The organism is Haloarcula sp. K1, assembly GCF_001647155.1.
Taxonomy (GTDB): domain Archaea; phylum Halobacteriota; class Halobacteria; order Halobacteriales; family Haloarculaceae; genus Haloarcula; species Haloarcula hispanica.
Genome location: NZ_LRHL01000011.1, coordinates 23473 through 45982, shown reverse-complemented (window position 1 = coordinate 45982; position 22510 = coordinate 23473). Strand labels below are relative to the sequence as shown.

Genomic DNA, 22510 nt, shown 5'->3' with positions numbered 1-22510 from the left:
CGGCACAGTCGGTGGTTTAGGTTACGATACCGGTTACGGGTGGATGTTGTCCTCAGCTTCCAGCAGTTCGTGGTAGCGGTTGCGGATGGTGACCTCGGAGATATTGGCCACTTCGCTGACCTCGCTCTGAGTCACCTTCTCGTTGGTGAGCAGCGAGGCGGCGTACACCGCAGCGGCGGCGAGGCCGACCGGCGACTTCCCGGAGTGGACGCCCTCTTGCTTGGCGTTCTGGAGCAGCTGGCGGGCGCGCCGTTCGACCTCCTCGGAGAGGTCCAGGTCCGACGCGAACCGCGGGACGTAGCTCTCGGGGTCGGCCGGCTGGATTTCGAGGCTGAGTTCGCGGACCACGTAACGGTAGGTCCGGGCGATTTCGTCTTTCTCGACGCGCGAAACGCCGGCAATCTCATCGAGCGACCGCGGCGTCCCGGCCTGTCGCGCGGCGGCGTACAGCGACGCCGTCGAGACGCCCTCGATGGAGCGGCCGGGCAACAGGTCTTCGTCCAGTGCGCGACGGTAGATGACGCTGGCCGTCTCGCGGACGTTCTCGGGCAGTCCGAGCGCGGACGCCATGCGGTCGATTTCGCCCAGCGCCTGCTTGAGGTTGCGCTCCTTGGAGTCGCGGGTGCGGAACCGCTCGTTCCAGGTGCGCAGTCGCTGCATCTTCTCGCGCTGGCGCGAGGACAAGGAGTTGCCGTAGGCGTCCTTGTCCTGCCAGCCGATGTTCGTCGAGAGGCCCTTGTCGTGCATCATGTTCGTCGTCGGCGCACCGACACGGGATTTCTCGTCTTTCTCCTTCGAATCGAACGCGCGCCACTCGGGACCGGGGTCGATCTCGTCCTCCTCGACGACCAGCCCACAGTCCTCACACACTGTTTCACCGCGCTCGCTGTCGGAGAGTAACGACCCGTTACACTCCGGACAGACGAGCGTTTCCGACTCCTCTTCGTCCGTCTGCTCTGTCTCCGTTTCGCGCTCGTTCGAGTATCGGCGGATGCTGGTATCGGTCATTTGTTGGGGGGTGGGACAACCGGGTATCGTACCCGAAAAACGTGTTGTAACCTACTGTTGTATCTACGGCGACTTAAAACTTTTGTCCGTTTCAGAAGTCCAATTTTCCGAAGGGGAAACAAGAGTTGGCAATTCTTGTGTATTCGCTTCCACAATTATTAACTATGCTATATATCTGCCCGGTGTTTCGAAACGCTTACCGCGCATCCAGCACTCCGGCCCGACATGAGCGACCCCGCCGTCGATCCCGAGGAGGTTCGGCACGTCGCCGACCTCGCCCGTGTCGACCTCGCAGACGACGAGATCGAGCGGTTCACCGAGCAGCTGGGCGACATCCTCGACGCGTTCGAAGCGCTCGATGACGTCCCAGAGACAGAACGCGAGGCCGAACTCTCGAACGTGATGCGCCCCGACGAGACACGCGAAAGCCTCTCACAGGAGGAAGCGCTCCGGAACGCCAGCGACACCGAGGAAGGGCAGTTCAAAGGGCCGAAGGTGTCGTAGATGACGGCGTACAACGGCTACATCACCGACGAGACCATCGAGGGCGCGGACGACGGCCCGCTGGCGGACAAGACCGTCGCGGTCAAGGACAACATCTCCACCGAGGGCGTCCGGACGACCTGCGGTTCGGCGATGCTCGAAGACTACGTCCCGCCGTACGACGCAACGGTCGTCGAGCGCCTGAAAGACGCCGGCGCGACCATCCCCGGCAAGACGAACATGGACGAGTTCGGGATGGGGACGACCACCGAGACGTCGGCGTTCGGGCCCGTTGAGAACCCCGTCGCCGAGGGCCGGGTGCCGGGCGGTTCCTCCGGCGGGTCGGCTGCTGTCGTCGCCAGCGGCGACGCTGACCTCGCACTCGGCAGCGACACTGGCGGCTCTATCCGCTGTCCGGCCGCCTTCTGTGGCGTCGTCGGTATCAAGCCGACCTACGGGCTGGTTTCCCGATACGGCCTCGTCGCCTACGCCAACAGCCTCGAACAGATCGGCCCCATCGCGCCGTCTGTTGAGGGCGCTGCGGAACTGCTGGATGTCATCGCCGGGCCGGACGAACACGACGCGACGACGCAGGAAGCGCCCGAGAGCGACGGCTCCTACGCGGCGGCCGCCGACGGCGACGTCGACGGACTCTCTATCGGCGTTCCGACGGAACTGCTGGACGGGGCCGACGAGGACGTCGTCGAGACGTTCTGGGCGGCGATGGACGACCTCGAAGCACAGGGTGCGAGCTACCACGAGGTCGACCTCCCCTCCGTCGAACACGCTGTCGAGGCGTACTACGTCATCGCGATGTCCGAGGCCTCCTCGAACCTCGCGCGGTTCGACGGCGTCCGGTACGGGCAGTCCGGCGGCTACGACGGCAACTGGAACGAGTCGTTCGCGAACGCCCGTGAGGAAGGCTTCGGCGAGGAGGTCAAGCGTCGGATTCTCCTCGGAACCTACGCCCTCTCGGCGGGCTACCACGACAAGTACTACAAGAAAGCACAGGACGCCCGCGCGTGGGTCAAACAGGACTTCGACGAGGCGCTTGACGATGCCGACGTGCTCGCCTCGCCGACGATGCCCGTCCCGCCGATGAAACGCGGCGAAAGCCTCGACGACCCGCTCACGATGTATCTGGCCGACGCCAACACGACGCCGGTGAACCTTGCAAACCTTCCGGCTATCTCCGTTCCCGCTGGCGAAACCGACGATGGACTGCCGGTCGGGCTCCAGTTGGTCGGGCCGGCGTTCGGTGAACGCGAAATTATCCGGGCCGGCAGCGCACTGGCATAAGCACGCGAGTAAGCAATCATCCGAGCTGATGGCCTGAGGCTGGGGCCGAACCCTCCGTACACTTTTTGTTCGTCATGACGAACAGACAATTATGGCTTCCCTCCTGTCCACTACGTGGTCCCTCCGCGCACGCCTCCTCGCGCTCGTAGTGGTGCTCGTCGCCTTTGACGCCGTGGCTGTCGCCGTCACGTACGTGCTGGGCCACGTCGCGTTCGGTCTCCTGCCGCTGGTCGGCTACGATACCGGGACGCTGTTCTGGACGATGGGGTTCGATATCGTGCCGCTGTGGCCCGTCGTCCTCGTCGGGACGCCGCTCGTGCTCGCCGTCCAGTCCATCTACGGCTACCGGATGACGCTCCGGGATTCCGGAACAACTGCGACCGAATCTAGGGCGTCCGATCCTGAGTCCGTCGACGCGATGCGGGCGAAGATACGGCGTAGCGAAACCGCCGACCGCCTCCGAGAGCGAGTGGCTCGGCTGGCACAGACGGCGGATATGGTGACACCGGACGTGACAGTCATCGACTCGGAGACGCCCAACAGCTACGTCGCCAGCCGGCCCGGCGAACAGACGCTGGTCGTGACCACGGCGCTCGTCGACCAGCTCGACGACGCGGAACTCGACGCCGTCATCGCCCACGAACTGGCCCACCTCAAGAACGGCGACGCGTTCGTCATGACTGCGGCCGCGTTCCTCCCGACCGTCAGCGCGCTGTTTACTCGCACGCTCGGAAAGACGCTGCAGTACTCGATGTTCTTCCACTGGTTCCTCGGCGGCGACGACGAGGACGGGACGTGGGTCGCTGGCGGGAACATTCACCTCGTGATGCTGCTCTTCGCTGTCATCGCGATACCGGTCACGGCGACGCTGTATCTCGCCAGCACAGCCTGTTACCGGCTCCTCTCACGGATTCGGGAGTACGCCGCGGACGCGGGCGGTGTCGCCATCTGTGGCTCCCCGGCAGCACTCGCCAGCGCGCTGGAGACGCTGACAGACGACCAGCGTCCGACCACAGACATCCGAACCGCCGAGACCGGTGTTCGAGAACTCTGTGTGATCCCACACGCCATTGCGTCCGACGAGCAAACTCCGCCGGAGGGGCGGGCCGAACGGCTCGCTCACCGCTGGCGGAGCGTCTCCGAGCGGCTGCTGCCCGGGTCGCATCCAGATGTCGCTGACCGCATCGCTGCTCTGGAGGACCACCAGTCCGCCCTCGACCGGCGCGGGCAGTCGTGACGAAGGGGTACAGTTTACTCGCCGGCGACCCGAGAGAGCGTATGAGCGACGACGCCGAGGGGCGACTCAGCTGGCTCCACTGGCCAACGGTCCTGAAAGGGCTGGCGCTGGGAGTCGGGGCCGGCCTGATACTGGCCGTGTCACTGGGGGATTTCTATCTTGGAATACTGCTTGGCACACTCAACGGGCTCGCTTTCGGTATCGGCTGGTCGCACTCGCGGGCCTGAGTTACGCGACGCAGACGCTGTGCCGGCGACAGCTACAGCACGCTGTCGTACACGTCGGCTAGTTTGTCGATAGCGTGCTCGACGCTGATCACGTCCCGCCGGGCGAGACAGCGCTCCCGAAGGTGTTCGCGTTCGTTGAGGACGCGCTCGATAGCCCGACGGAAGCCGTCGATGTCGCCTTCGTCGTAGGAGTAGCCGGTTTCGCCGTCCTCGATAGTGTCGCTGAGTGCGCCAGCGTCGACACCGGCGACGGGCGTCCCACAGCAGTTTGCCTCCAACGCGACCAGACCCTGCGTCTCGACGGGGCTGGGGAACGCGAACACGTCGAGTGTCGAGTACAGTTCGGGCAGTTCTGCACGGTCAAGAAATCCGAGAAACCGCACGTCGACGTCGCTGTGCTCGGCCGTCGCTTCGAGCGATTCACGGGCCGGGCCGTCACCGGCGAACACGACAGTCACGTCCAGCCCCTCGCAGGCGGTGATGATGTCCTCAAGGCACTTTTCGTAGCCGTGGCGGCCGGTGTAGCCGACGATAGGGCTATCGGGGAGGTCGTAGCGGTCCCGGAAGTCGGCCGTGTCGACCGGTTCGAACACGGTCGTGTCGACGCCGTTCGGAACGACGGTCACTGTCGTATCGAGGCCGATAGCCTCCCGGAGGTGAGTCGCCGCGCGCTCGCTTGGCGCGATCACGGTGTCGGCACGGCCCAGGAACCAGCGTTCGTAGCTCTCGGCGCTGGAGCGGACCGCCGACTCGACAGCGCCGTTGAAAGAGACGTACTCGGCGTACTCGCTCGTCGGCGTGTGATACGACGCGACGAAGGGGACATCGAGTTTGCCGGCGAGTCGCTGGCCCGCCATCCCGAGGCTGAACGGAGTGTGGGCGTGGACCAGTTCGGCGTCCCGGACACCCTTCGGTATCTGTGGCATCCCCAGGCGAAACCCCTCGTAGAAGGGGAACGGAAGGCTCCGGACCGGATACTCGTTCTCTGATGGGTCGTGATTGCTTTTCGGGTAGACCACGCCCATGCGACCGCCGCGGTCGCGCCAGCGGTCCCGCCACGTCTGGACCGTGTAGGTCACCCCATTGACGGTCGGCAGGTACGTGTCGGTGAACGTCGCGACGTGCGGCAGTGTCATCGCCGCGGCGTAGCAGGACCAGGCCTTAAACCGTTGCCATTGGCACGCCATCAGTCAGACAGTTGTCACTCGCTGGCGGGTGCCAGAGTTCTTTTGGGGGACCGTGGCACAGTTGAGGTAATGGATCGGGACGGCTGGCTGTACGCCTGGGCAATCGCATCGGTCGCGTTTGGCGCGGGCTCGTTGCTCGTTCCACTGTATTTCGTCGCCATCGGCGGCGAGACGTTCATGCTGGGCGTCCTCGCCGGGGTGGCCGCCGCCGCGGGCGCGCCGGGGGCACTCATCTTCGGACGCATCGCCGACAAAACGGGGAAGCGCCGGTCGCTCGTCCTCCTCGCACTGGGGCTGGCGACTTCCGCGTTGTTGCTCGTCTCGCTCACCGAACAGCCGTGGCTGGTCATCGTCGGCAACGGCCTGCTGTGGTTCGCGGCTGGCGCTGCCGCGCCGGTGCTGACGCTGCTTGTCACCACCGGAACCGTCGAGCGGGACTGGCCGGCCCGGTTCGCCGTCCTGAACCGCTACCAGGGCTGGGGCTGGGCCGGCGGGTTAGTCCTCGGTCTCGTGTGGACGGCGCTGCTCTCCGGACCACTCGGAGAGATCCCCGCACAGCAGTCGCTGCTGTGGCTGTGTGCGGCCGCGGTCGGCCTGTCGGTGTTCTTCGGGGCGAAGTGGCTGCCGTCCGACCCCGACGAACTCGACCGGCCGCGGGCCAGTCGGATGGCGCGGGCCATCGCCCGGTCGCGCCGGCTCCCGGTCCGGAGCGCGACGTTCCCGGTCAGTCAGGGGCGGCTGTACTGGCTCACGCGGTCGATACACCCCCGAGAAGTCGCGGCCCGGTTCTCCCCGTCGCTGACCATCTACTTCGGGGCCGTCATCGCCTTCTTCGTCGGTTTCGGCGTGTTCTGGGGGCCGTTGCCGCTGTATCTCTCGCGGACGCTCGGCTACGAGTCGGGACTCGTCTTCGCGCTGTATCTCGTCTCCAGCGTCGGCTCGGCGCTGTGGTACGACCGCGCTGGCGCACTCGCCGAACGCTACAGCCCGAGCGGGCTCCAGGTCGGGGGCCTGCTGGCCCGCGCCGCGCTTCATCCGGCTGTCGCCGTCGTGGGGCTCCTGCTGTCGGCGACGCTCCTGGGCACGATCATCAACGGCGTCGTGTTCGTCCTCATCGGCGTCGCCTGGGCCGTCATCGCCGTCACCGCGGCCAGCGTCGTCACCCAGCTCGCGCCGTCGGCCATCCGCGGCGAGGCGCTCGGCATCTACACCGCCGTCTCCGGGCTGGCGAGCGGCGTCGGGTCGCTACTGGGCGGCTGGCTCGGCGGCTACGACTTCCTGCTCGCGTTCGCCGTCGCTGGCGCGCTGGTGCTGGTCGGCGCGGTGCTGGTCGCGGTCGTCTGGCGGCGCTCGCCGTCGGTGTCTGTCAACAGCGAACCGCTATCGGCATAACAATCGCTTCGACCGCTCGAGCCATCTGCCTCGATCCGCTCAGGCCAGTTCTTCGTACGTCTCGACCAGCCGCCGGCCGACCCGTTCCAGGCTGTGCTCTCTGGCCGTCTCTTTGGCGTTCTCGCCCAGTCGATCCCGCAGGTCGGGGTTCTCGGCGAGACGCTCTAGCGCCTCGCGGAACTCCGCCTCGTCTTCGCAGATGAGGCAGTCATGGCCGTCCTCGTAGTACTCCCGGAACACCGGAATGTCCGAGAGGACGACCGCCTTCCCGCAGGCCATCGCCTCTAGCACGGCGATGCCCTGGTTCTCGGCCTTCGTCGGGAACAGGTACACGTCACCGGCCCCGAACGCGCCGCGGATGTCCTCGATCCATCCGGTGAAGGTCACGTTCTCGGGCGGGTCGTTCACCCACCGCGAGACGGTCCTGGAGGCCTGTGGCCCGGCGTCGTAGGGGCCGAACCACGCGAAGTCGTGCTTCGTCTCTTGGGCGAGTTCACAGAACGTCGTCAGCCCCTTGCGCTCGAAGACGTTGCCGACGGCGAAGACGACCATCCCGTCGAGGTCGTAGCGCCGCCGGTAGTCCTCGCGCAGGTCCTCATAGCCCGCCAGCGCGTCGATGTCGACGCCGTTCGACATCGGCTGTATGGGCGCGTCGACGGGATAGGATTCGAGTATGTTCTTCGTGTATTCGGAGGGGCAGAGCACGAGGTCAGCCTGGGAGTAGAACCACTTCAAATAGCGACCCAGCGCCGGCGCGACCAGGTTCGACCCGCGGAAACTGTCCCGGAAGTCCTCGCGGGTGACGTGAGCGTGCAGGACGAGCGGGATGTCCGCCTGCGCCGCGTGCTGCGCCACGGCGACGGAGCCGGGTCCGATCATGTTGCAGTGGGCGATGTCGAACTCGCGGAACACCGGGTCGTTGAAGGCGATATTGCCACCCAGTGCCCACGCCGGATGGCCCTCCTGCCAGGGCGTCGTCTCCACCTCGATGTCGGTCTCGGACAGCGCCGCCCGCTGGTGGTCCACGGCGGTGCCGATGCCCGACCGGTCGAGGCGGTCGGCCAGTTCGAGATAGTTCAGGACGCGCACGTCTCGGGCAACTCTGTCGGGGCCGAAAATCCTATCGACTTCACTTGTGGAGGGTGTGATTAGAAGCGTTTACTTACCAAACAAACGTTCAGAACAGCCAGAAAGCCCCCGCGCTATCGACTCCCGCGGCTCGCTGTGCGCTTCCCTCGCTCACTCCGTTCACTCAGTCCAGTGCTTGCTTCACCGGGGTTCGTCGATAGCGGGGCCCCTTTCAGTCCCACCCGTGTCGGCTGGTCGAACAGTCACAGGTGGGACTGAAAGGGGCGAGACGCTGGGCGTTCGAGACGAAGCAAGCACTGCATGAGCGACGGTAGGGAGCGAAGAAGCGCGCAGCGAGTGCGCGGCGCTCCGCGCCGCGACCACTCGAACGGCGAGCGAAGCGAGCCGTGAGAGTCGCAGTAGCCCAGCGTCTCGGGGCTTTCCGGCTGTTCACAAAGCTACCAAATCGTACGGCGACCATTGCTAGCTCGTTCGGAAGGCATTTTCCCGCCGCCGACCCAGTACCGCCAATGACGGACGAGGCGACCATCGCCCGCGAGCGGATCGAGCGCCTCCAGTCGCTCGCTCGCGAGGCCGTCCAGGCCGGCAACGAGGAGCGCGCCCGGTCGTACGTCCGCCGGGCTCGCCGGGTCGCCGAACGCCACCGGCTGCGCCTGCCGCGGTCGTTCGAGCGGTCGACGTGTGACGCCTGCGACACGTACCTGCTGCACGGACACAACGCCCGATCCCGGACCCAGTCCGGCCACGTCGTCATTACGTGTGACTGTGGGTCACAGTCCCGCTATCCGTACGACTGAGGATTCTTTACGACTGCTGGTTTTAAGGGGCTGTCTTCGCTAAACGGTGTACATGAGTGACTCTTCTCGACAGTCGCGGATACACGACCTCGACGCGACGCTCCGCGTCGGCAAACACGGCATCGAATCCGTAGCGGACGAACTCGACGACCAACTGGAAAACACGGACCTCGTGAAGGTCAAGTTCCTCCGGTCGTCCCGGGGCGGCACGACGGCCGAGGAACTCGCTGACGACCTGGCCGAGATGGTCAACGCTGATGTGATTCAAGTGCGGGGCCACACCGCGGTGTTCGAGAAATGATGCAGGTCCAACCGCTCACCGACCTACTCAATGGCTTCGGCGTACCGGCGGCCGGGTCCATCGCCTCGGCAGTGGTCTTCGTCGTCGCCTTCGTCCTCGTCTACGCATTGGGGAAGGCGATAGTGCTCCCCATCGTCGACCGCTCGCTCAAGTCACGGGACCTCGATACCCACGCACGGCGGCCGCTGAAGAAGGTCGTCAGCATCGGTGTCGTGTTCGTCGCCATCTCCGTCGCCTTCGGGATGGCCGAGTACGGGAACTTCCTGCAGTCGCTGGCAACCATCGCCGCCGCGGCGACGCTTGCCATCGGCTTCGCGATGCAGGACGTCATCCAGAACTTCGTCGCCGGCGTGTTCATCTACACCGACAAGCCGTTCCGGATCGGCGACTGGATCGAGTGGGACGGCAACTCCGGCGTCGTCGAGGACATTAGTCTCCGTGTTACCCGCGTCCGGACCTTCGACAACGAGCTGCTGACCGTGCCGAACTCGAATCTGACCGACGGCGTCATCAAGAACCCCGTCGCCAAGGAGCAACTCCGACTGAAGTTCGTGTTCGGTATCGACTACGACGACGACATCGACGAGGCGACTGAAATCATTCTCGACGAGGCTAGGGCACACCCGGAGATTATGGACGACCCCGAGCCATCGGTTCGCCTCGTTGAACTCGGTGACTCCTCCGTCGGACTGCAGTCCCGTATCTGGATCAAGAACCCGAGTCGGTCCGACTTCGTCAAGACGCGCGCCGAATACGTCAAGGCAGTCAAGCAACGCTTCGATGCCGAGGACATCAATATGCCGTACCCGAACCGGACCATCGGTGGCGGGCTGGAGATGACCGGACTCGACGGCGTCGTGGAGCCGGCCGACGACTGAACCGCACAGTAGCGTATTTTGGCTGTAAATGCCGGGGTATCTGGCTACCGTGTCGGTATCGCCATACTCGTGCTTCGGTCGCGGCCTCCGTCACCTCGGGACAGTAAGTCCATTCCGTTTACTGGCAGAACTAAGCCGCCGCTGTCGGACGGTTTGGGTGGAGAAGATCTGCGATGGGCGCTGCGGGATTTTCACCCGACTGCGAGACTCGCTCTCGCTCGTCTCGCGTGGTTCAAATCCCGCAGCCGACGCTCCTCACCGCTCACTGTCGTTCGCACAGAAATCACGGGCGCTGAGGGCGCTCGTTCGTGGGGCGAGCGAATCCCCTTGATAGGCGTGAGGCAACCGACTTCGAGCGCTCTTAGATACACCAAAAAATACAGTAATCTGTGAATCCATAGGTTTCTGTATGCCTAGTATCACCGTCAATGTGGACAACGACCTCAAGGAGCGAATGGAGAGCCACCCGGAGATCAACTGGAGCGAGATCACGCGACAGGCCATCGAAGAAAAAATCGAGGCGCTCGAAGTGATGGACGAACTCACCAGTGAGAGTAATCTCACCGAGAGCGACGTACAGGAAATCGCCGACAAAATAAACGATAGCGGACGTAAGCGCGTTGACGAGGAATCGGCATAGACACGACGAATGAAGCTGGTCATCGACGCCAACGTTGTCATATCTGCACTCATCGCTGATTCGAAAACGCGTGAGCTCATCGTCACGCTCGAACCCGACCTCCTGACACCCGCCTTCGTCTACGAAGAAATCGAGAACTACGAGGAGCTAATCGTGAAGAAATCTGGGATGGAGCAGGACCGAGTGACACAATTCATCGACCTCCTGTTCCAGTACATCGACGTTGTTCCTGCTGACGACTTCTACCAAGCTATCGAACGGGCAAAGGAAGCAATCGGTGACACCGACCCGGACGATGTTCTCTATCTGGCGTGTGCGATTGCCAACGATGCAGCTATCTGGAGCGATGATTCCGACTTTGACGACCAGGATCTGGCCGAGACTTACTCGACGATCGACGTGATTAACTCGTTTGACACCCGCTAAACGCCTGAATAAGGCTCTCAGCGGCGCGCAGTGGAGATCCTTCTGACCGGACAGAAAACATATACGAATCGCATCGGGAGCGAACTAACATGCCCAAGCCCTCTCGAAGACAGATTCTATCTGGCCTCTCTACAGGTTTTGCCACACTGCTTGCCGGCTGTACGGCCGCCCCAGACGAATCAAACGCGACATCGACGACAACCGCCGATGGCAACTCCCCAACCGAACCGACCCAAGCGGTGCCGGAGTTCCCCGGTGACACTGCCTCGGAGGCGTGCCCACCGTTCGATGACGCCGCCCAAGTCGTCTGCTATGAGGCGGTCGATCCTGAGGCGATGCCAGTGGTCCTCGTTCCAGAAACCCAGACCGTCCAACTGGATCAACCAACCGATTTCACGCTCAGAAACCGGAGTGCACAGCGGTTCGAGGCGAACTTCTACAACTGGCAACTGTACAAACGAGTCGATGGCGGCTGGTACTATATCATGCCTCGGTCTACGCCACAACCACTGGCAATAATGGCGGCCGGCGAGGACCACACCTGGACGCTAACCGTTACGACTGGTAGCGTCAACGATGGCGCTGCCATCGACAGGGTCCAAGGGACGGAATCACTCTCAGCCGATGGGCTCGGCGGCGGGCACTACGCGTTTGCAACCGATGGGTGGTTCGAAGCAGGTTCCTACGAGGAGCCAATTGCGCTCGCGGCAAGCTTCGATTTGCAGGCCGATCCACTGCAGTTGACCACAACAGCCGCCATCGCCGAGACGGAATGGGACGGCGAGACGCTGGTTGCACGGTCAACCCGGGGTGAGGCTGACAACGACAACGATGAACACGATGCGTATATGCTCGAACGAATCGACGACTCCGAGCCCCATGCAGAGCAAATCATCATTGAGCAGGTTGTACGCGACGATCAGTTGCGCGATGCCATCGCACTGAGCCGGGAATACGACGCCGCCCGAGTCCGGATAGAAGAGTTCACCAGCTCCATCCCGCCCTTCGGACTTGACGATTCCCGCATCTACGAGTTCCAGGGAGAACGTTACCAGGTGACGACAAGGGCGGGCGACTCCACGTAGTGTGGTCCAGCTGATTCGTCGTGACACGCCTACTGAGCAGCTTACAAAACGTAACGTATCTGGAGCAAATGAGGCCGCTGTGCTGACTACACTCTCTGTATTCAGCCCGAACTACTTGACGAAGTTTAGGAAGGTTCTTGAGCGCCGTAAGTTACCCGACACAAGCGGTGGTAGCGTCGTAATTGGCGGTTGATTTCCCCGTGAGGTCCGTGTAGAAGTACGCGAATCACCAGACGACACCGCTCCAACTCAGAACCGTTCGATTGTCGAACGAAAGGAATCGAGGTAATAAAATCATATTTGGGGCTTAAACCCCTGTACGCGGAAAATTCGGATGAATTAAGCGATACGGGCGCTGAGGGATTTGAACCCGATTGCGAGACCCACTGTGTGCGTCTCGCGTGGTTCAAATCCCTCAGTTTACCGTGGCAGCCGCTCGCGAATTTGCTCGCGGCAGAACACGGGCGCTGAGGGATTTGAACCCCCGACGGTTTGGTCCGAAGCCAAGCACTCTGTCCAAGCTGAGCTAAGCGCCCTACGTACAATGGTATGATGACGTTATGGTTTAAACCAACCGGTTCCGCCGCGTGATGGGACCGCAGTCATGGGATTACTCCGAAACCGCTTCAGCAGTGTCGGAGTCGGTGTCAGCAGCGACCTCGGCCACGACAGCCTCCGTGTCAACGCCCCGTTCTTCGGCGAGTGCCTCGATGAGTGCGCGCTGTTCGGCCAGTTCCCGCTCCATCCCGTCGACGCGGGTGTTCGTCTCGTCGACGGTGCTGCGCAGGTCCTCCAGCTGCGTCTTCAGCTCGTTGACCTTCTTGTAGAGGTCCTCGGCGATGTCGGCGACCTTCTGTATCTTTTTCGCGGTGGAGCCCAGTCCCATGGTCACGGCTACGGAGAGGCGACATTTCCTCGTTTCGCTCGAACGTCGCTGTTATGACGCCGCCGGACCGAGCAACGGTATGGACGACTTACGGCTCGCTCCGGCTGTCGGCATCGTCGGTTGCGTTCTATATCTCCTTGCACTCGCGGTCCCGTATGGCCTCGTCGAGACGACCAGTGCCGTGGGGGCGTACTACAGTTCAGGGGCGCTATCCCCGCTGCTACCGGGCGTATTCGCGCTCGTCTGCATCATCGTGCTGGCGGCCGGCCGCGAGGGTCGGTCGGACCCGAGCGTTGCGGCGGGGGCCAGCATCGGCATGGGCGTGTTCATCGTCGCCCTCAGCGCCCTCTGGGCAGTCACCGTTCCCGAAAGCCTCGTGCTGGGACTGACTGAGTCGACACTGATGGAGTACCACCGCTGGGGTGTCGTCCTCGCAGGTGTGCTCATCCCGCTCGGTGGGACATGGTTTGCCCGGGCGCTGGACCTGCTGTAGGCCGGTCTGCCCACCGGCGCGTCGTCCAGCGGTCTGTGGGCGCATCCGAAAGGCCCTTATGGGGCGGCGGCGGAGTTTCAGGTGGACTAGGTCGGGGGGCTAGGCCCCCCTCCTCGCCCGCACTGTGGTCTTGAGCGGGGACCGAACACCGGGGGCGTCCGGTCTGACGGACGTGGACCCCGTAAGCTAACGTGGAAGCCTCGTCCCACGGGGACGGCGGTCCGCGTGGTCGCACCTGCAGGGGTGCGCCCATGTGGTTAAACGATGGCACTCCGCCAGGCACGGAAGTGAGCAGCGGACCATCGAACACCCGTCGCTCGTGGGGTCGCGGGGTGGAGGAGGCAAACGGGATTACCCGCGTCCGAACGCCGGGCCATCCTGGCTGTCCGTTCCATTCATACCTGCGTTTAATTTCCCCGAGCAGCCGTATTGTAGTCGTTTTCCGAAAGCTATCGACGCAATCTGCACGTCGCTCGGGTGCCGGTCAACGGAGGTTGACGACTGAGGTCCACCATCCGCTGGACCACGCTCCCGGCTTATGGTTGACCAACACACTACAGAGGGGCACCAATGAAGGGGTGTCTTAGATCTGACCTTCAGATTTAGCTCTGCATATCTAGGATATGAATATCAAAACAGCTGATAGGACTATAATTACAATCTTCTATCGATTATCGTCTTTTCGAACCAGAAATTTGCATATCGAGATCCAACGTACCCCTCGCTGCCGACAGTATCCGCGATACACAACTGATTTCGGACGCTCTATGACTACCGAGAGTTACACTGGGGACTACGGTGGCCCGCCGGCAGCGCTGTCGTCGGCGTCCCACTCCTGCAATTCCTTCCGCCGGATCTTCCCGCTGGTCGTCTGGGGCAACGCATCGGCGAACTCGATCTCGCGGGGGTACTCGTACTCGGCGAGGTGCGCTCTGACGGCGGACTGGATTTCCGACCGAAGCCGTTCGCGGGCCGGTGCGTCCTCGGCTGTCTCAACGTAGGCCTTGATGATCTCTCCACGCGTGTCGTCGGGCACACCGATGACGCCCGCCTGGACCACGTCGGGGTGCTCAAGGATTGCACTCTCGACTTCCATCGGTCCGACGCGGTAGCCGCTGGTGATGATGACGTCGTCCTTGCGCGATTTGAACCAGACGTAGCCGTCGTCGTCCCGTCGAGCCAGGTCGCCGGTGACGAACCAGCCCTCGACCTCCTTGGCTGCGGTTTTGTCTGGCATGTTCCAGTACTCGTCGAAGAACACCGAGCGGTCGTGGGGTCGCACCGCTATCTCACCGAGTTCGCCGCTTGGGAGGGGGTCGGCAACGCCGCTGTCGGCGGCTTCGGGATCCAGAATTGTCAGGTCATACCCCGGTAACGGCTTACCCATGCTGCCGGGCTGAGTGTCGAACCAGTTCGAGTTGTTGGCGACGACGAGGTTCAGCTCCGTCTGGCCGTAGAACTCGTTAATCGTGACAGAGTCGAACGTCTCAGCCACCCAGTCGACGATTTCCGGGGTCAGTGACTCGCCACCGACGGCGAACGTCTTGATTGCGAGATCGTACGCCGCCGTCGGGTTCTCGACGTCCATCAGCATTCGGAGGGCGGTGGCCGGCATGAACGACCGGGTAACGCCGAACTCAGAAAGCAGGCTGAACGCTCCCTCGGCATCGAACCCCGAAGCGGGGTAGCCGACGATAGTCCCGCCGTGGTGCCACGTCGCGAAGAGCGTCCCCCCAAGCGCCGCGCCCCAGGCCCAATCCGCGGGCGTCCAGACCGTCGCGTCCGGTCCCAGCCCGTGATCGAAGAAGTTGTACGCGGCCGCGGCTCGCCCGAGCCAGAGCGCGTGTGAGTGCCGGACGCCTTTCGGCGGCCCCGTCGACCCGCTCGTGTACAGTATCGCCGTATCGGTGTCCGGTGTGGACTCGTAGGGTTCGATATCGGTGTGTTCCGGCGTGGCGAGCACGTCCTCGAAGGCGTGGACATCGCCGGCTGGTGCGTCGGTTTCGATCTCGACGACGTGTTCCAGCGCCGGACAGTCGTCTCGGACTGCATCGATATCGTCGCGCACGGCCGGGTCGATAACAGCGGCGGTCGCGCCGGCGTCGTCCAGCCGATACCGGAGTGCGTCCGTCCCGAACAGGACCGTCAGCGGAACCGAGACGGCTCCGAGCTTCCAGTTCGCCAAGTGTGTGATCGGGTTCTGTGGCTTCTGTGGTACGACGACGCCGACCCGGTCGCCGGCCTCGACACCGAGCCCGGCCAGCCCCGCGGCGAGCCTGTCCGATAGCTCGTCCAGTTCGCGGAACGTGTACTGCTCGCGCCGCCCGTCGGGGTATGCCTGTTCGAGCGCCACCCTGTCGGGGTCGTCGTGTTTTTGCAGAAAATCGACCGCCGGATTGTACGACGCCGGGAGGTCCCAGCTGAACTGATCGCGGGCCTCGTCGTACCCCTCGAAGTCCGGCATCACTGTCCAGACCATGGCATACCGGTCGGCTGGGTGGCTGTTGCGTCTTTCGGTCGAACCACCGCCGCTGCGACCGAGCCGGCAGAACTTTCCGTCTTCCCCTCCCGACTTGACCGTGGACTCTACCGACATCCGCGAGGAGTGGGCCGACCGGTCCGGCGAATACTCCCCCGCGTATTATGCCTACTATGGAGCGGACGAGACGAGTGAGCTAGTGCAGTCGATACTTGCGGAGCACGTCGAGCAGGACGCGGCTATTCTGGAGGTCGGGTGTAGCTCCGGGCGACATCTCGCTGCACTGTCTGACGCTGGCTACTCGGATCTGACCGGGGTCGACATCAACGCCGACGCGTTAGATGTCCTCGCCGAGACGTATCCCGACCTTGCGGCCACCGGCTCGTTCCACGCGATGGCTATCGAGGAGTTCGTCACGGATGTCGCGGACGACGCGTACGACGTCGTCTTCTCCGTCGAGACGCTACAGCACCTCCACCCGGACGTGGACTGGGCGTTCGGGGAGTTGGCGCGTATCGTCGATGACCTGCTGATCACCGTCGAGAACGAGGGCGGCGACCCGGGTGAGGTAAACTACGTCGACGACAACGTCCCGCTGTACTATCGGGACTGGAACGCGGTGTTCACAGACTGTGGACTTACTGAAGTAGATTCGATGGATGGGAAGCGGGATACTGTCCGCATATTTCGGCCACCTAAGTGAGAGTTTGCACAGATAGCTCTATATTAAGTAATACGGTGCTAGATATTAATAAGATCTATCCATATATGTGCTATTTGGTAAGAAAAATGAGTGCGGTTAGAAGTTTACGTGGTACTTAGGGAACTCAAGTCCAACTTCGGACGTGATCTGTGGCTCGATAGAAGTCCATTTCTCACGACAGACTCACTGGGACACCAGAATAACGTATGTACGTCTGTCATCCATGATGTTCCGTATTACTGAACGGCGGTTCGCCTGAAGGGAAATGGATTACTGACCGACGGAAGCGAGTTTCCCTTGTGTGCCTCTGTGGAAAGTGCCGTTTGTACCGACTGTGTGTCTACCGCCGGATAGCTGATGCTCTCCACAACTAGTGTCTGTGTCCCCTTGCGACAGGCAGGAAGTACGCCGTTGGCAGCGCAAGATTGATGTATTGTTGCAGTTTGCTACTCTGTATGAGGTACTACCAGCTACGCGACGGGAACTCACAGCGGTTAGCGGTCGAAACTGGGGACGGTGTGTACGATTTGACCAGCGTCAAACCGCAACTCCGCACGTTCCGTGACCTCCTCAAGTCGGCCTCGATTGCGGAGACTGCACCGGATGAACTCAGTGCCCGCCATCTCGATACCGCTGAAGCGGTGTCCGAGCAGCGACTCGAAGCCGATGCTACCGACCCCGTCACTGCCGACGAAGTCTGGGCCGCCGGCGTTACGTACCAGATCAGCGAAGAAGCGCGGACAGAAGAAAGCGACACGCCGGAGATGTATCTGTACGTGCACGACGCGGAGCGACCGGAGATCTTCTTCAAGTCGACGCCCAATCGGACTGTCGGCCCCAACGAAGCAGTCGGTATCCGGGCCGACTCGGACTGGGACGTGCCCGAGCCCGAGCTTGCGATTGTTCTCTACGAGGGAGAAATCGTCGGCTACACCATCGGCAACGACATGAGCAGTCGGTCTATCGAGGGGGAGAACCCGCTGTACCTCCCTCAGGCCAAGGTGTACGACCGTTGTTGTTCGGTCGGCCCGGCCGTCGTCACGGACATCGAAGACCCGCACTCGCTGGCGCTCTCGATGTCGATCCACCGCGACGGTGAGCGTGTCTACCACGGGGAGACCAACACCAGCGAGATGAAACGCACCTGCGAGGAACTCGTCTCGTACTACACCGCACACAACGCGGTCCCCGAACTATCGGTGCTACTTACCGGGACCTCGCTCGTTCCCGACGACGACTTTACGCTGCAGGAAGGGGACGAAGTCACCATCGACATCGAGTCCATCGGAACGCTGAAAAATCCCGCCACGGTCGTCTAAGCGGCTAGTGAACCGGGAACGGGGCCGCGGTCTCTCTGGGAACCCCTTCGCATGGGGTTTCACAGCGTGATACCCCACTCGGCCCTCGACTGGTTCCGAGTGCGTGCCTGTGTGTCGGTCTGCTGTGAGGATTTGTCCCGACAGAGTTTTGTCACCCTTCGGTTGACTACACGCTCTATGGGTATCTCTACTTACGACAATCGGCCGGAACGTACGTGCCTGTGTGCGGTGATATGCCACCGATATGTCGTGACAGAAACTGGTGTGCCATCGGAGCCACCGCTCTGTCCCAGATGTTTGAACAACTGTTTAATACGAGGGCGTACCATGACCGGGTATGGCAAAGACCGCTCAAAACCCAGTCAAATCCGCCGAGACGACGTTCGAGGTGCTTGACGCACTGAAAGACCTCGACGGGGCCGGTGTCACCGAACTGGCCCAGCACCTCGACGTCCCGAAGAGCACGGTTCACAACTATCTGAGTACGCTGGAACAGGAGGAGTACGTTGTCAACAGGGACGGTGTGTACGAGGTAGGGCTCCGGTTTCTGGAGCTGGGGGCCTACGCCCGCCACCGGGAGAAACTGTTCGGGATCGCGAAGCCAGAGGTCGATCGGTTGGCCGCAGAAACCGGCGAACTCGCGAATATTCTCGTCGAAGAACACGGCCGCGGGTCGTACCTGTACCGTGCTCGGGGAGACAAAGCTGTCCAGGTCAAGGCCCACGTCGGAACACGCGTTCCGCTTCATACGACAGCGCTGGGAAAAGCGATCCTCGCACATATGTCGACCGAACGGGTTGATGCAATCGTCGACCGCCACGGACTCGGCGGGGAGGCCAGCAAGTCGATCAGTAGTAGAGCGGAACTGGAGCAAGAGCTAGCGGACGTCCGGGACCGCGGCGTCGCTTTCGACGACGAAGAGCGTCTCGAAGGGCTCCGCTGTGTCGCTGCCCCAGTGCTCAACCACGATAACGAAATCATCGGTGCGATTAGCGTTTCGGGACCGACAAATCGGTTCCGTGGCGATCGGTTCCGCGAGGAACTCCCACAGAAGGTACTGGAAGTCGCCAACGTCATCGAGCTGAACGTTACCTATTCGTAACAGCAGTGTTCAGAAATGGTGAACGGTAGTACAGTATTGTGACAGCGGTAATTAGACAGCGTATTTCGACAATAGCACCGTCCTCGGCCAGTGATTGCAGAACAGCACAGACTAGTCAGGAGAGTACTGGAAGTATGTCTGGAAGGCGTTTCGAGCATGTGTTTCGGTCCCGCGACGCGAACGAGTAGACACGAGTTCCGGCTTTCATCTCATAGATACCGGTTCTTGGTTTTGTTTGATAAACAGCTATCATACGTATCATTCATCATGAGTGAACGACGTTCCAACGCTATCTTACACCGTGTGGTACTAGATAGTACCACGCCCCTGACGCGGCCCCTATCTCAATAATGGATGTACTACTGTTACTCTAAACGAGGGATATCGACTATCGGTTTCCTATCACTGGATACGTTCTAAGTAGTAGCTAAACCCACCGACTTTCGAGGGAGTACACCCAAATACTGTATTTATATACGAGTCTCCGATATATAGCGCTAATTCAGTGCCTGAAAAATAGATAGAGGAAAATATATTCATAAGTTTGGGTAGATTGGATTATATTTGCCGGTACTGAGCTAGAGTTCGAGCCATCCGTCGATGGATCTTGCTTGGCAGAGACACAACGATGGCTATCGCTTCGGCAGTGTCTCCCGGCAATCGGGTACGGTTACGCGAGGAACTGGACGCCCAGGGACAGCAGGAACAGTACCACGATCCCGATCGATGACAGTTCGAGCCACCGGGACCGCACGTCGGCGGACCTGATACTTGCGACGAACAGCGTTCCGACGACGCCGACGACTACGACCAGTGCCAGATACACCGCGTTGAGCGCTGATGCCATATGATACCATTTCACAGCGGTACAGTAAACACTATTGGTTGAGCGCCCCCTCCCCAACGGTAATGAGAGCCAATCACATAGACAGGGGCATGCGTCTCGAACTCCGAATCTGTAAACACTGCCACGAGGGGGATCACGGCAACGCCGAAAAGACGGCTGTGACACAGGATATGGTCGCCTGCGCCGAACAGGTCCGCGAGTACAAGGATCTCATTGGCCTCGATGCACTCTATATTACGAAGGTGACGGAAGGCGACCCCGGCGGCGCGGAGGCACTGGACGTCATCGTCGCCAGCATTGAGGGCGACCAGGTCGCGCTCTCCGACACACAACTGGTCATGGAGGACGGCGACGGCAACATGCTCGTCTACCCGGAGCCAAAAGACATCCTCCAGGTCCTGACTCGAAACCTGAACCAGATTCAAGAGCAGACCCGCCAGGACGTCGACGTCGAGCTATCACCTGAAGGACAGGCACTCATCGCGTAGTTGCACGGAAAAACGGCCCCGAGTCGGTTCAGTTCTCGTTGTCGTCTGATTTAGGCTGGCCGCCGTCGGTCTGGGGCTCGCCCCCGTCGGCCGCCGTCGTCGGTTCCCGCTCCTGCTCTAGCTGCCGTTCCCAGCGGATGCGCAGGACGTTCCCGTACATCGAGAGCACGAGCCCGACGCCGAGCACGACCATCCCGAGGTTGATACCGACGGTCAACAGGATGCTCGACGGGCCGCCGCCGATGGCGAGTTCGCGGGGCACCGGGTACCCCTCGTCGAAGATGCTCCCGATGAGCACCGAGACGATGCCGATGACGGTCATCGCCCCGAAGACGGTCGAGACGGTGCGCCAGGACGGCGACAGCGAGAGCCGTTCGATGCCGGTGGTGTCGGGCTCCTCGTCGTCGTCGCCGTGGTGTTCCGGCACCATGCTCCGGGGGATGAACGCCTTCGTCTCGACGGGATAGAAGGCGGGATGCATCCCGTGTTCGAAGATGTGGAACATGACCCCCATCAGCATGATGACGCCCAGCAGGCCGTGGAACGTCACGAAGGCCATCGCGGCCGCCTTCGTCTGGAACATCGCGGCGAGTCCGGTCTTGCTCCAGATGAGCAGCCCCGAGATGGCGAGCAGGGTCAGCTCGATGGAGAAGATGGCGACGACGCCTTTCCCGATGTAGGACAGCAGCGGGACCTCGTCGGCCTTGTAGCCGGCGAACTGCCGTGCGCTCGGGTGGCGTTCGTCGGCCCGCCCCAGCACGAACTGGATGTCCTGGATGAACGCGTTGACGTCGTCTTTCGCCGGGAGAATCTTCGAGAAGTTGCTCCGGCCGGTCGAGGATATCAACTGCAGGGTTATCCAGAAGACGACGAGCGCGACCAACCCGATGCCGGTGATGCGGTGAATCGCCGTCACGCCGGAGGCCCCGCCCATCAGCGTGAGCATCCACCACAGTTCGTCGTTGAACATGATGGCGTAGCCGGTGAAAAACAGCAGGAACACGTCCAGGCCCAGAAGCGAGTGGAACAGGGTCGTCACGCGCGTGAACTTCCCGTGGTCTAGGTTGCTCACGCGCCGTCACCCCCCTGTCCGTCGCCGCGGGCCGGCGAGCCGCCGTCGGCCGCGACGGCCTCGCCCACGTCCTCGCCCGGCTCGCGCATCTTGCCGGCCAGGCGCTGGAACGCCGCCCAGTGGATGAACACCATCACGAGGATGAACGCGCCCATGATGACGTCGGCCGCGTGGATGAGCGCGATGAGGAAATCGAGCGCGGGGATGGTGTTGCCGAACACCCAGTCCGAACCGATACCGCCGCCTTCGACGCTGGGGTTGACCCGGTACAGCGATTCGTAGCCGAGTCTGAACCCCTGTGCCCAGAACAGCGCCAGCCCCGCGACGGCGAGGCCGACGACCGTGCTGATGAGCACCGAGACGCGGCTATACCCGTTCACCTCCGGAAGGTCATCCCTGTCAGTCATTGGAACTCACTGGCGTCCTCGCCAAAGATGATGTCCATGGCCACGTCGTTGAAGAACGTGCCGCTGTCCCTGTTGTCCAGTTCGTCCGAGATCTGGGCCGGCGTCCCGACCAGGATAGCGTCGGTGGCACACTCCTCGGCGCAGGCCGGCCCCTTGCCGACGTCCTGGCGCTCCTCGCACATGGTACACTTGTCCATGTTGCCACCGCTGCCGACGAGGTTGGCGACTCCTTCGTCCTCGCTCGGGAACTGCGGTGCGCCGAAGGGACACGCCGAGAGGCAGTACTGACACCCGATACAGAGGTCGTCCCGGACCCGTACGAAGCCATTCTCCTTCGAAATGAGCGAGTCGGTCGGACACACCGAGACACACGGCGCGTTCTCGCAGTGGTAACACTGCATCGGCACCGCGGTCTCGCCGGGCGACTCGCCCTGTTCCATCGCCTTGCCGCTGCTGGCGTTGAGCCCCGACGCGGCCTCCTGGCCTTCGAGCATCGTCGCGATGCTGATTCGCTGTTCGTCGCGCGGGACGTCCCACGTTCGTTTACAGGAGACGACACAGCCGCCACAGTCGATGCACGCTTCGACGTCCGGGAAGATGCGCGCGTCCTCGCCGGTACTCATCACGCCGTCGTGCATCACTTCGTTGCCTGTTGACATACTAGC

The 22510-nt window shown here is 62.2% G+C and carries 25 protein-coding genes, 1 tRNA gene and 1 other RNA gene; 17 read left to right on the top strand and 10 right to left on the bottom strand.

Going from position 1 to position 22510, the window contains the following annotated elements; genetic code table 11:
* Window positions 1-33 precede the first annotated feature (33 nt).
* Window positions 34-1008 carry a transcription initiation factor IIB family protein gene (locus AV929_RS04595; protein WP_008313196.1) on the bottom strand — a complete coding sequence of 325 codons (975 nt, stop codon included), beginning with the start codon at window positions 1006-1008 and terminating at the stop codon, window positions 34-36.
* 225 nt (window positions 1009-1233) lie between these two features.
* Between AV929_RS04595 and gatC the strand changes: the two genes are divergently transcribed.
* From gatC to AV929_RS04575, 4 genes are all read left to right on the top strand, one after another.
* Window positions 1234-1512 carry an Asp-tRNA(Asn)/Glu-tRNA(Gln) amidotransferase subunit GatC gene (gene gatC / locus AV929_RS04590; RefSeq protein WP_014040718.1) on the top strand — a complete coding sequence of 93 codons (279 nt, stop codon included), beginning with the start codon at window positions 1234-1236 and terminating at the stop codon, window positions 1510-1512.
* Window positions 1513-2790 carry an Asp-tRNA(Asn)/Glu-tRNA(Gln) amidotransferase subunit GatA gene (gene gatA / locus AV929_RS04585; RefSeq protein ID WP_064287578.1) on the top strand — a complete coding sequence of 426 codons (1278 nt, stop codon included), beginning with the start codon at window positions 1513-1515 and terminating at the stop codon, window positions 2788-2790.
* A gap of 91 nt (window positions 2791-2881) precedes the next feature.
* Window positions 2882-4027: a M48 family metallopeptidase gene (locus tag AV929_RS04580; RefSeq protein ID WP_064287577.1), complete on the top strand. Its 1146-nt coding sequence runs from the start codon at window positions 2882-2884 to the stop codon at window positions 4025-4027.
* A gap of 41 nt (window positions 4028-4068) precedes the next feature.
* Window positions 4069-4254, top strand: a complete 186-nt coding sequence (locus tag AV929_RS04575; protein ID WP_044951910.1) for a hypothetical protein — start codon at window positions 4069-4071, stop codon at window positions 4252-4254.
* A gap of 32 nt (window positions 4255-4286) precedes the next feature.
* Here AV929_RS04575 and AV929_RS04570 read toward each other — a convergent pair whose 3' ends face one another.
* A complete protein-coding gene (locus AV929_RS04570) occupies window positions 4287-5390 on the bottom strand; it encodes a glycosyltransferase (protein ID WP_050036727.1) in 1104 nt (367 codons plus the stop codon).
* Between the two features lie 120 nt (window positions 5391-5510).
* On the opposite strand from AV929_RS04570, the gene AV929_RS04565 reads away from it, so the two are divergent.
* A complete protein-coding gene (locus AV929_RS04565; protein ID WP_064287576.1) occupies window positions 5511-6833 on the top strand; it encodes an MFS transporter in 1323 nt (440 codons plus the stop codon).
* A gap of 39 nt (window positions 6834-6872) precedes the next feature.
* On the opposite strand, the gene AV929_RS04560 is transcribed toward AV929_RS04565, so the two are convergent.
* On the bottom strand, window positions 6873-7922 hold the full coding sequence (locus tag AV929_RS04560; protein WP_064287575.1) for a glycosyltransferase family 4 protein: 1050 nt from the start codon (window positions 7920-7922) through the stop codon (window positions 6873-6875).
* Window positions 7923-8431: 509 nt separating this feature from the next.
* Here AV929_RS04560 and AV929_RS04555 point away from each other — a divergent pair.
* The 6 genes from AV929_RS04555 (at window position 8432) to AV929_RS04530 (ending at window position 12049) form a co-directional block, all read left to right on the top strand.
* Entirely contained in the window at window positions 8432-8719 is a 288-nt protein-coding gene (locus AV929_RS04555) for a ribonuclease P protein component 4 (protein ID WP_005538431.1), read from the top strand.
* A gap of 52 nt (window positions 8720-8771) precedes the next feature.
* Window positions 8772-9020, top strand: coding sequence for a YhbY family RNA-binding protein (locus AV929_RS04550; protein WP_004591849.1), 249 nt, complete (start codon window positions 8772-8774; stop codon window positions 9018-9020).
* The gene (locus tag AV929_RS04545) at window positions 9020-9898 is read left to right on the top strand and encodes a mechanosensitive ion channel family protein (protein ID WP_044951907.1); all 879 of its coding nucleotides are present in this window, start codon (window positions 9020-9022) and stop codon (window positions 9896-9898) included. Before AV929_RS04550 ends, AV929_RS04545 begins: the two co-directional genes overlap by 1 nt.
* A gap of 409 nt (window positions 9899-10307) precedes the next feature.
* Window positions 10308-10538, top strand: a complete 231-nt coding sequence (locus AV929_RS04540; RefSeq protein ID WP_044951905.1) for a hypothetical protein — start codon at window positions 10308-10310, stop codon at window positions 10536-10538.
* Between the two features lie 9 nt (window positions 10539-10547).
* A complete protein-coding gene (locus AV929_RS04535) occupies window positions 10548-10964 on the top strand; it encodes a PIN domain-containing protein (protein WP_014040709.1) in 417 nt (138 codons plus the stop codon).
* Window positions 10965-11053: 89 nt separating this feature from the next.
* Window positions 11054-12049 carry a hypothetical protein gene (locus tag AV929_RS04530; RefSeq protein ID WP_050036724.1) on the top strand — a complete coding sequence of 332 codons (996 nt, stop codon included), beginning with the start codon at window positions 11054-11056 and terminating at the stop codon, window positions 12047-12049.
* 461 nt (window positions 12050-12510) lie between these two features.
* Here the strand turns inward: AV929_RS04530 and AV929_RS04525 are convergent.
* Window positions 12511-12585, bottom strand: a tRNA-Arg gene (locus AV929_RS04525).
* A gap of 74 nt (window positions 12586-12659) precedes the next feature.
* Window positions 12660-12935 (bottom strand): DUF5798 family protein, encoded by a 276-nt coding sequence (locus AV929_RS04520; RefSeq protein ID WP_014040706.1) that lies wholly within the window; start codon window positions 12933-12935, stop codon window positions 12660-12662.
* A 79-nt stretch (window positions 12936-13014) separates the two neighbouring features.
* On the opposite strand from AV929_RS04520, the gene AV929_RS04515 reads away from it, so the two are divergent.
* Both AV929_RS04515 and ffs read left to right on the top strand, forming a co-directional pair.
* Window positions 13015-13428, top strand: coding sequence for a hypothetical protein (locus tag AV929_RS04515; protein ID WP_064287574.1), 414 nt, complete (start codon window positions 13015-13017; stop codon window positions 13426-13428).
* A 79-nt stretch (window positions 13429-13507) separates the two neighbouring features.
* Window positions 13508-13820: signal recognition particle sRNA (ffs, locus tag AV929_RS04510), an RNA gene on the top strand.
* Between the two features lie 401 nt (window positions 13821-14221).
* Here ffs and AV929_RS04505 read toward each other — a convergent pair.
* The gene (locus AV929_RS04505) at window positions 14222-15907 is read right to left on the bottom strand and encodes an acyl-CoA synthetase (protein ID WP_064287593.1); all 1686 of its coding nucleotides are present in this window, start codon (window positions 15905-15907) and stop codon (window positions 14222-14224) included.
* A gap of 100 nt (window positions 15908-16007) precedes the next feature.
* Here AV929_RS04505 and AV929_RS04500 point away from each other — a divergent pair, with 100 nt between their 5' ends.
* From AV929_RS04500 to AV929_RS04490, 3 genes are all read left to right on the top strand, one after another.
* Window positions 16008-16610 carry a bifunctional 2-polyprenyl-6-hydroxyphenol methylase/3-demethylubiquinol 3-O-methyltransferase UbiG gene (locus AV929_RS04500; RefSeq protein ID WP_014040704.1) on the top strand — a complete coding sequence of 201 codons (603 nt, stop codon included), beginning with the start codon at window positions 16008-16010 and terminating at the stop codon, window positions 16608-16610.
* 455 nt (window positions 16611-17065) lie between these two features.
* Entirely contained in the window at window positions 17066-17929 is an 864-nt protein-coding gene (locus AV929_RS04495) for a fumarylacetoacetate hydrolase family protein (RefSeq protein WP_014040703.1), read from the top strand.
* 337 nt (window positions 17930-18266) lie between these two features.
* Window positions 18267-19031, top strand: a complete 765-nt coding sequence (locus AV929_RS04490) for an IclR family transcriptional regulator (protein WP_014040702.1) — start codon at window positions 18267-18269, stop codon at window positions 19029-19031.
* Between the two features lie 670 nt (window positions 19032-19701).
* On the opposite strand, the gene AV929_RS22250 is transcribed toward AV929_RS04490, so the two are convergent.
* The gene (locus AV929_RS22250) at window positions 19702-19878 is read right to left on the bottom strand and encodes a hypothetical protein (RefSeq protein ID WP_008313239.1); all 177 of its coding nucleotides are present in this window, start codon (window positions 19876-19878) and stop codon (window positions 19702-19704) included.
* 89 nt (window positions 19879-19967) lie between these two features.
* Here AV929_RS22250 and AV929_RS04485 point away from each other — a divergent pair, with 89 nt between their 5' ends.
* Entirely contained in the window at window positions 19968-20366 is a 399-nt protein-coding gene (locus AV929_RS04485) for a hypothetical protein (RefSeq protein WP_008313240.1), read from the top strand.
* Window positions 20367-20394: 28 nt separating this feature from the next.
* Here AV929_RS04485 and AV929_RS04480 read toward each other — a convergent pair whose 3' ends face one another.
* The 3 genes from AV929_RS04480 to AV929_RS04470 are packed head-to-tail and all read right to left on the bottom strand — an operon-like array spanning window position 20395 to window position 22504.
* The gene (locus tag AV929_RS04480; RefSeq protein ID WP_064287573.1) at window positions 20395-21438 is read right to left on the bottom strand and encodes a cytochrome b/b6 domain-containing protein; all 1044 of its coding nucleotides are present in this window, start codon (window positions 21436-21438) and stop codon (window positions 20395-20397) included.
* Entirely contained in the window at window positions 21435-21845 is a 411-nt protein-coding gene (locus tag AV929_RS04475; protein WP_064287572.1) for a hypothetical protein, read from the bottom strand. The genes AV929_RS04480 and AV929_RS04475 overlap by 4 nt, the downstream gene beginning before the upstream one ends.
* Complete coding sequence (locus tag AV929_RS04470) at window positions 21842-22504, bottom strand: 4Fe-4S dicluster domain-containing protein (protein ID WP_023843324.1); 663 nt, start codon at window positions 22502-22504, stop codon at window positions 21842-21844. Before AV929_RS04470 ends, AV929_RS04475 begins: the two co-directional genes overlap by 4 nt.
* Between the last annotated feature and the right edge of the window lie 6 nt (window positions 22505-22510).

Bases quoted from the DNA above. Each gene is read 5' to 3' on its own strand.
- AV929_RS04595 (WP_008313196.1), bottom strand. From the start codon at position 1,008: ATGACCGATACCAGCATCCGCCGATACTCGAACGAGCGCGAAACGGAG.
- gatC (WP_014040718.1), top strand. From the start codon at position 1,234: ATGAGCGACCCCGCCGTCGATCCCGAGGAGGTTCGGCACGTCGCCGAC.
- gatA (WP_064287578.1), top strand. From the start codon at position 1,513: ATGACGGCGTACAACGGCTACATCACCGACGAGACCATCGAGGGCGCG.
- AV929_RS04580 (WP_064287577.1), top strand. From the start codon at position 2,882: ATGGCTTCCCTCCTGTCCACTACGTGGTCCCTCCGCGCACGCCTCCTC.
- AV929_RS04575 (WP_044951910.1), top strand. From the start codon at position 4,069: ATGAGCGACGACGCCGAGGGGCGACTCAGCTGGCTCCACTGGCCAACG.
- AV929_RS04570 (WP_050036727.1), bottom strand. From the start codon at position 5,390: ATGACACTGCCGCACGTCGCGACGTTCACCGACACGTACCTGCCGACC.
- AV929_RS04565 (WP_064287576.1), top strand. From the start codon at position 5,511: ATGGATCGGGACGGCTGGCTGTACGCCTGGGCAATCGCATCGGTCGCG.
- AV929_RS04555 (WP_005538431.1), top strand. From the start codon at position 8,432: ATGACGGACGAGGCGACCATCGCCCGCGAGCGGATCGAGCGCCTCCAG.
- AV929_RS04550 (WP_004591849.1), top strand. From the start codon at position 8,772: ATGAGTGACTCTTCTCGACAGTCGCGGATACACGACCTCGACGCGACG.
- AV929_RS04545 (WP_044951907.1), top strand. From the start codon at position 9,020: ATGCAGGTCCAACCGCTCACCGACCTACTCAATGGCTTCGGCGTACCG.
- AV929_RS04540 (WP_044951905.1), top strand. From the start codon at position 10,308: ATGCCTAGTATCACCGTCAATGTGGACAACGACCTCAAGGAGCGAATG.
- AV929_RS04535 (WP_014040709.1), top strand. From the start codon at position 10,548: ATGAAGCTGGTCATCGACGCCAACGTTGTCATATCTGCACTCATCGCT.
- AV929_RS04530 (WP_050036724.1), top strand. From the start codon at position 11,054: ATGCCCAAGCCCTCTCGAAGACAGATTCTATCTGGCCTCTCTACAGGT.
- AV929_RS04520 (WP_014040706.1), bottom strand. From the start codon at position 12,935: ATGGGACTGGGCTCCACCGCGAAAAAGATACAGAAGGTCGCCGACATC.
- AV929_RS04515 (WP_064287574.1), top strand. From the start codon at position 13,015: ATGGACGACTTACGGCTCGCTCCGGCTGTCGGCATCGTCGGTTGCGTT.
- AV929_RS04505 (WP_064287593.1), bottom strand. From the start codon at position 15,907: ATGGTCTGGACAGTGATGCCGGACTTCGAGGGGTACGACGAGGCCCGC.
- AV929_RS04495 (WP_014040703.1), top strand. From the start codon at position 17,066: ATGAGGTACTACCAGCTACGCGACGGGAACTCACAGCGGTTAGCGGTC.
- AV929_RS04490 (WP_014040702.1), top strand. From the start codon at position 18,267: ATGGCAAAGACCGCTCAAAACCCAGTCAAATCCGCCGAGACGACGTTC.
- AV929_RS22250 (WP_008313239.1), bottom strand. From the start codon at position 19,878: ATGGCATCAGCGCTCAACGCGGTGTATCTGGCACTGGTCGTAGTCGTC.
- AV929_RS04485 (WP_008313240.1), top strand. From the start codon at position 19,968: ATGCGTCTCGAACTCCGAATCTGTAAACACTGCCACGAGGGGGATCAC.
- AV929_RS04475 (WP_064287572.1), bottom strand. From the start codon at position 21,845: ATGACTGACAGGGATGACCTTCCGGAGGTGAACGGGTATAGCCGCGTC.
- AV929_RS04470 (WP_023843324.1), bottom strand. From the start codon at position 22,504: ATGTCAACAGGCAACGAAGTGATGCACGACGGCGTGATGAGTACCGGC.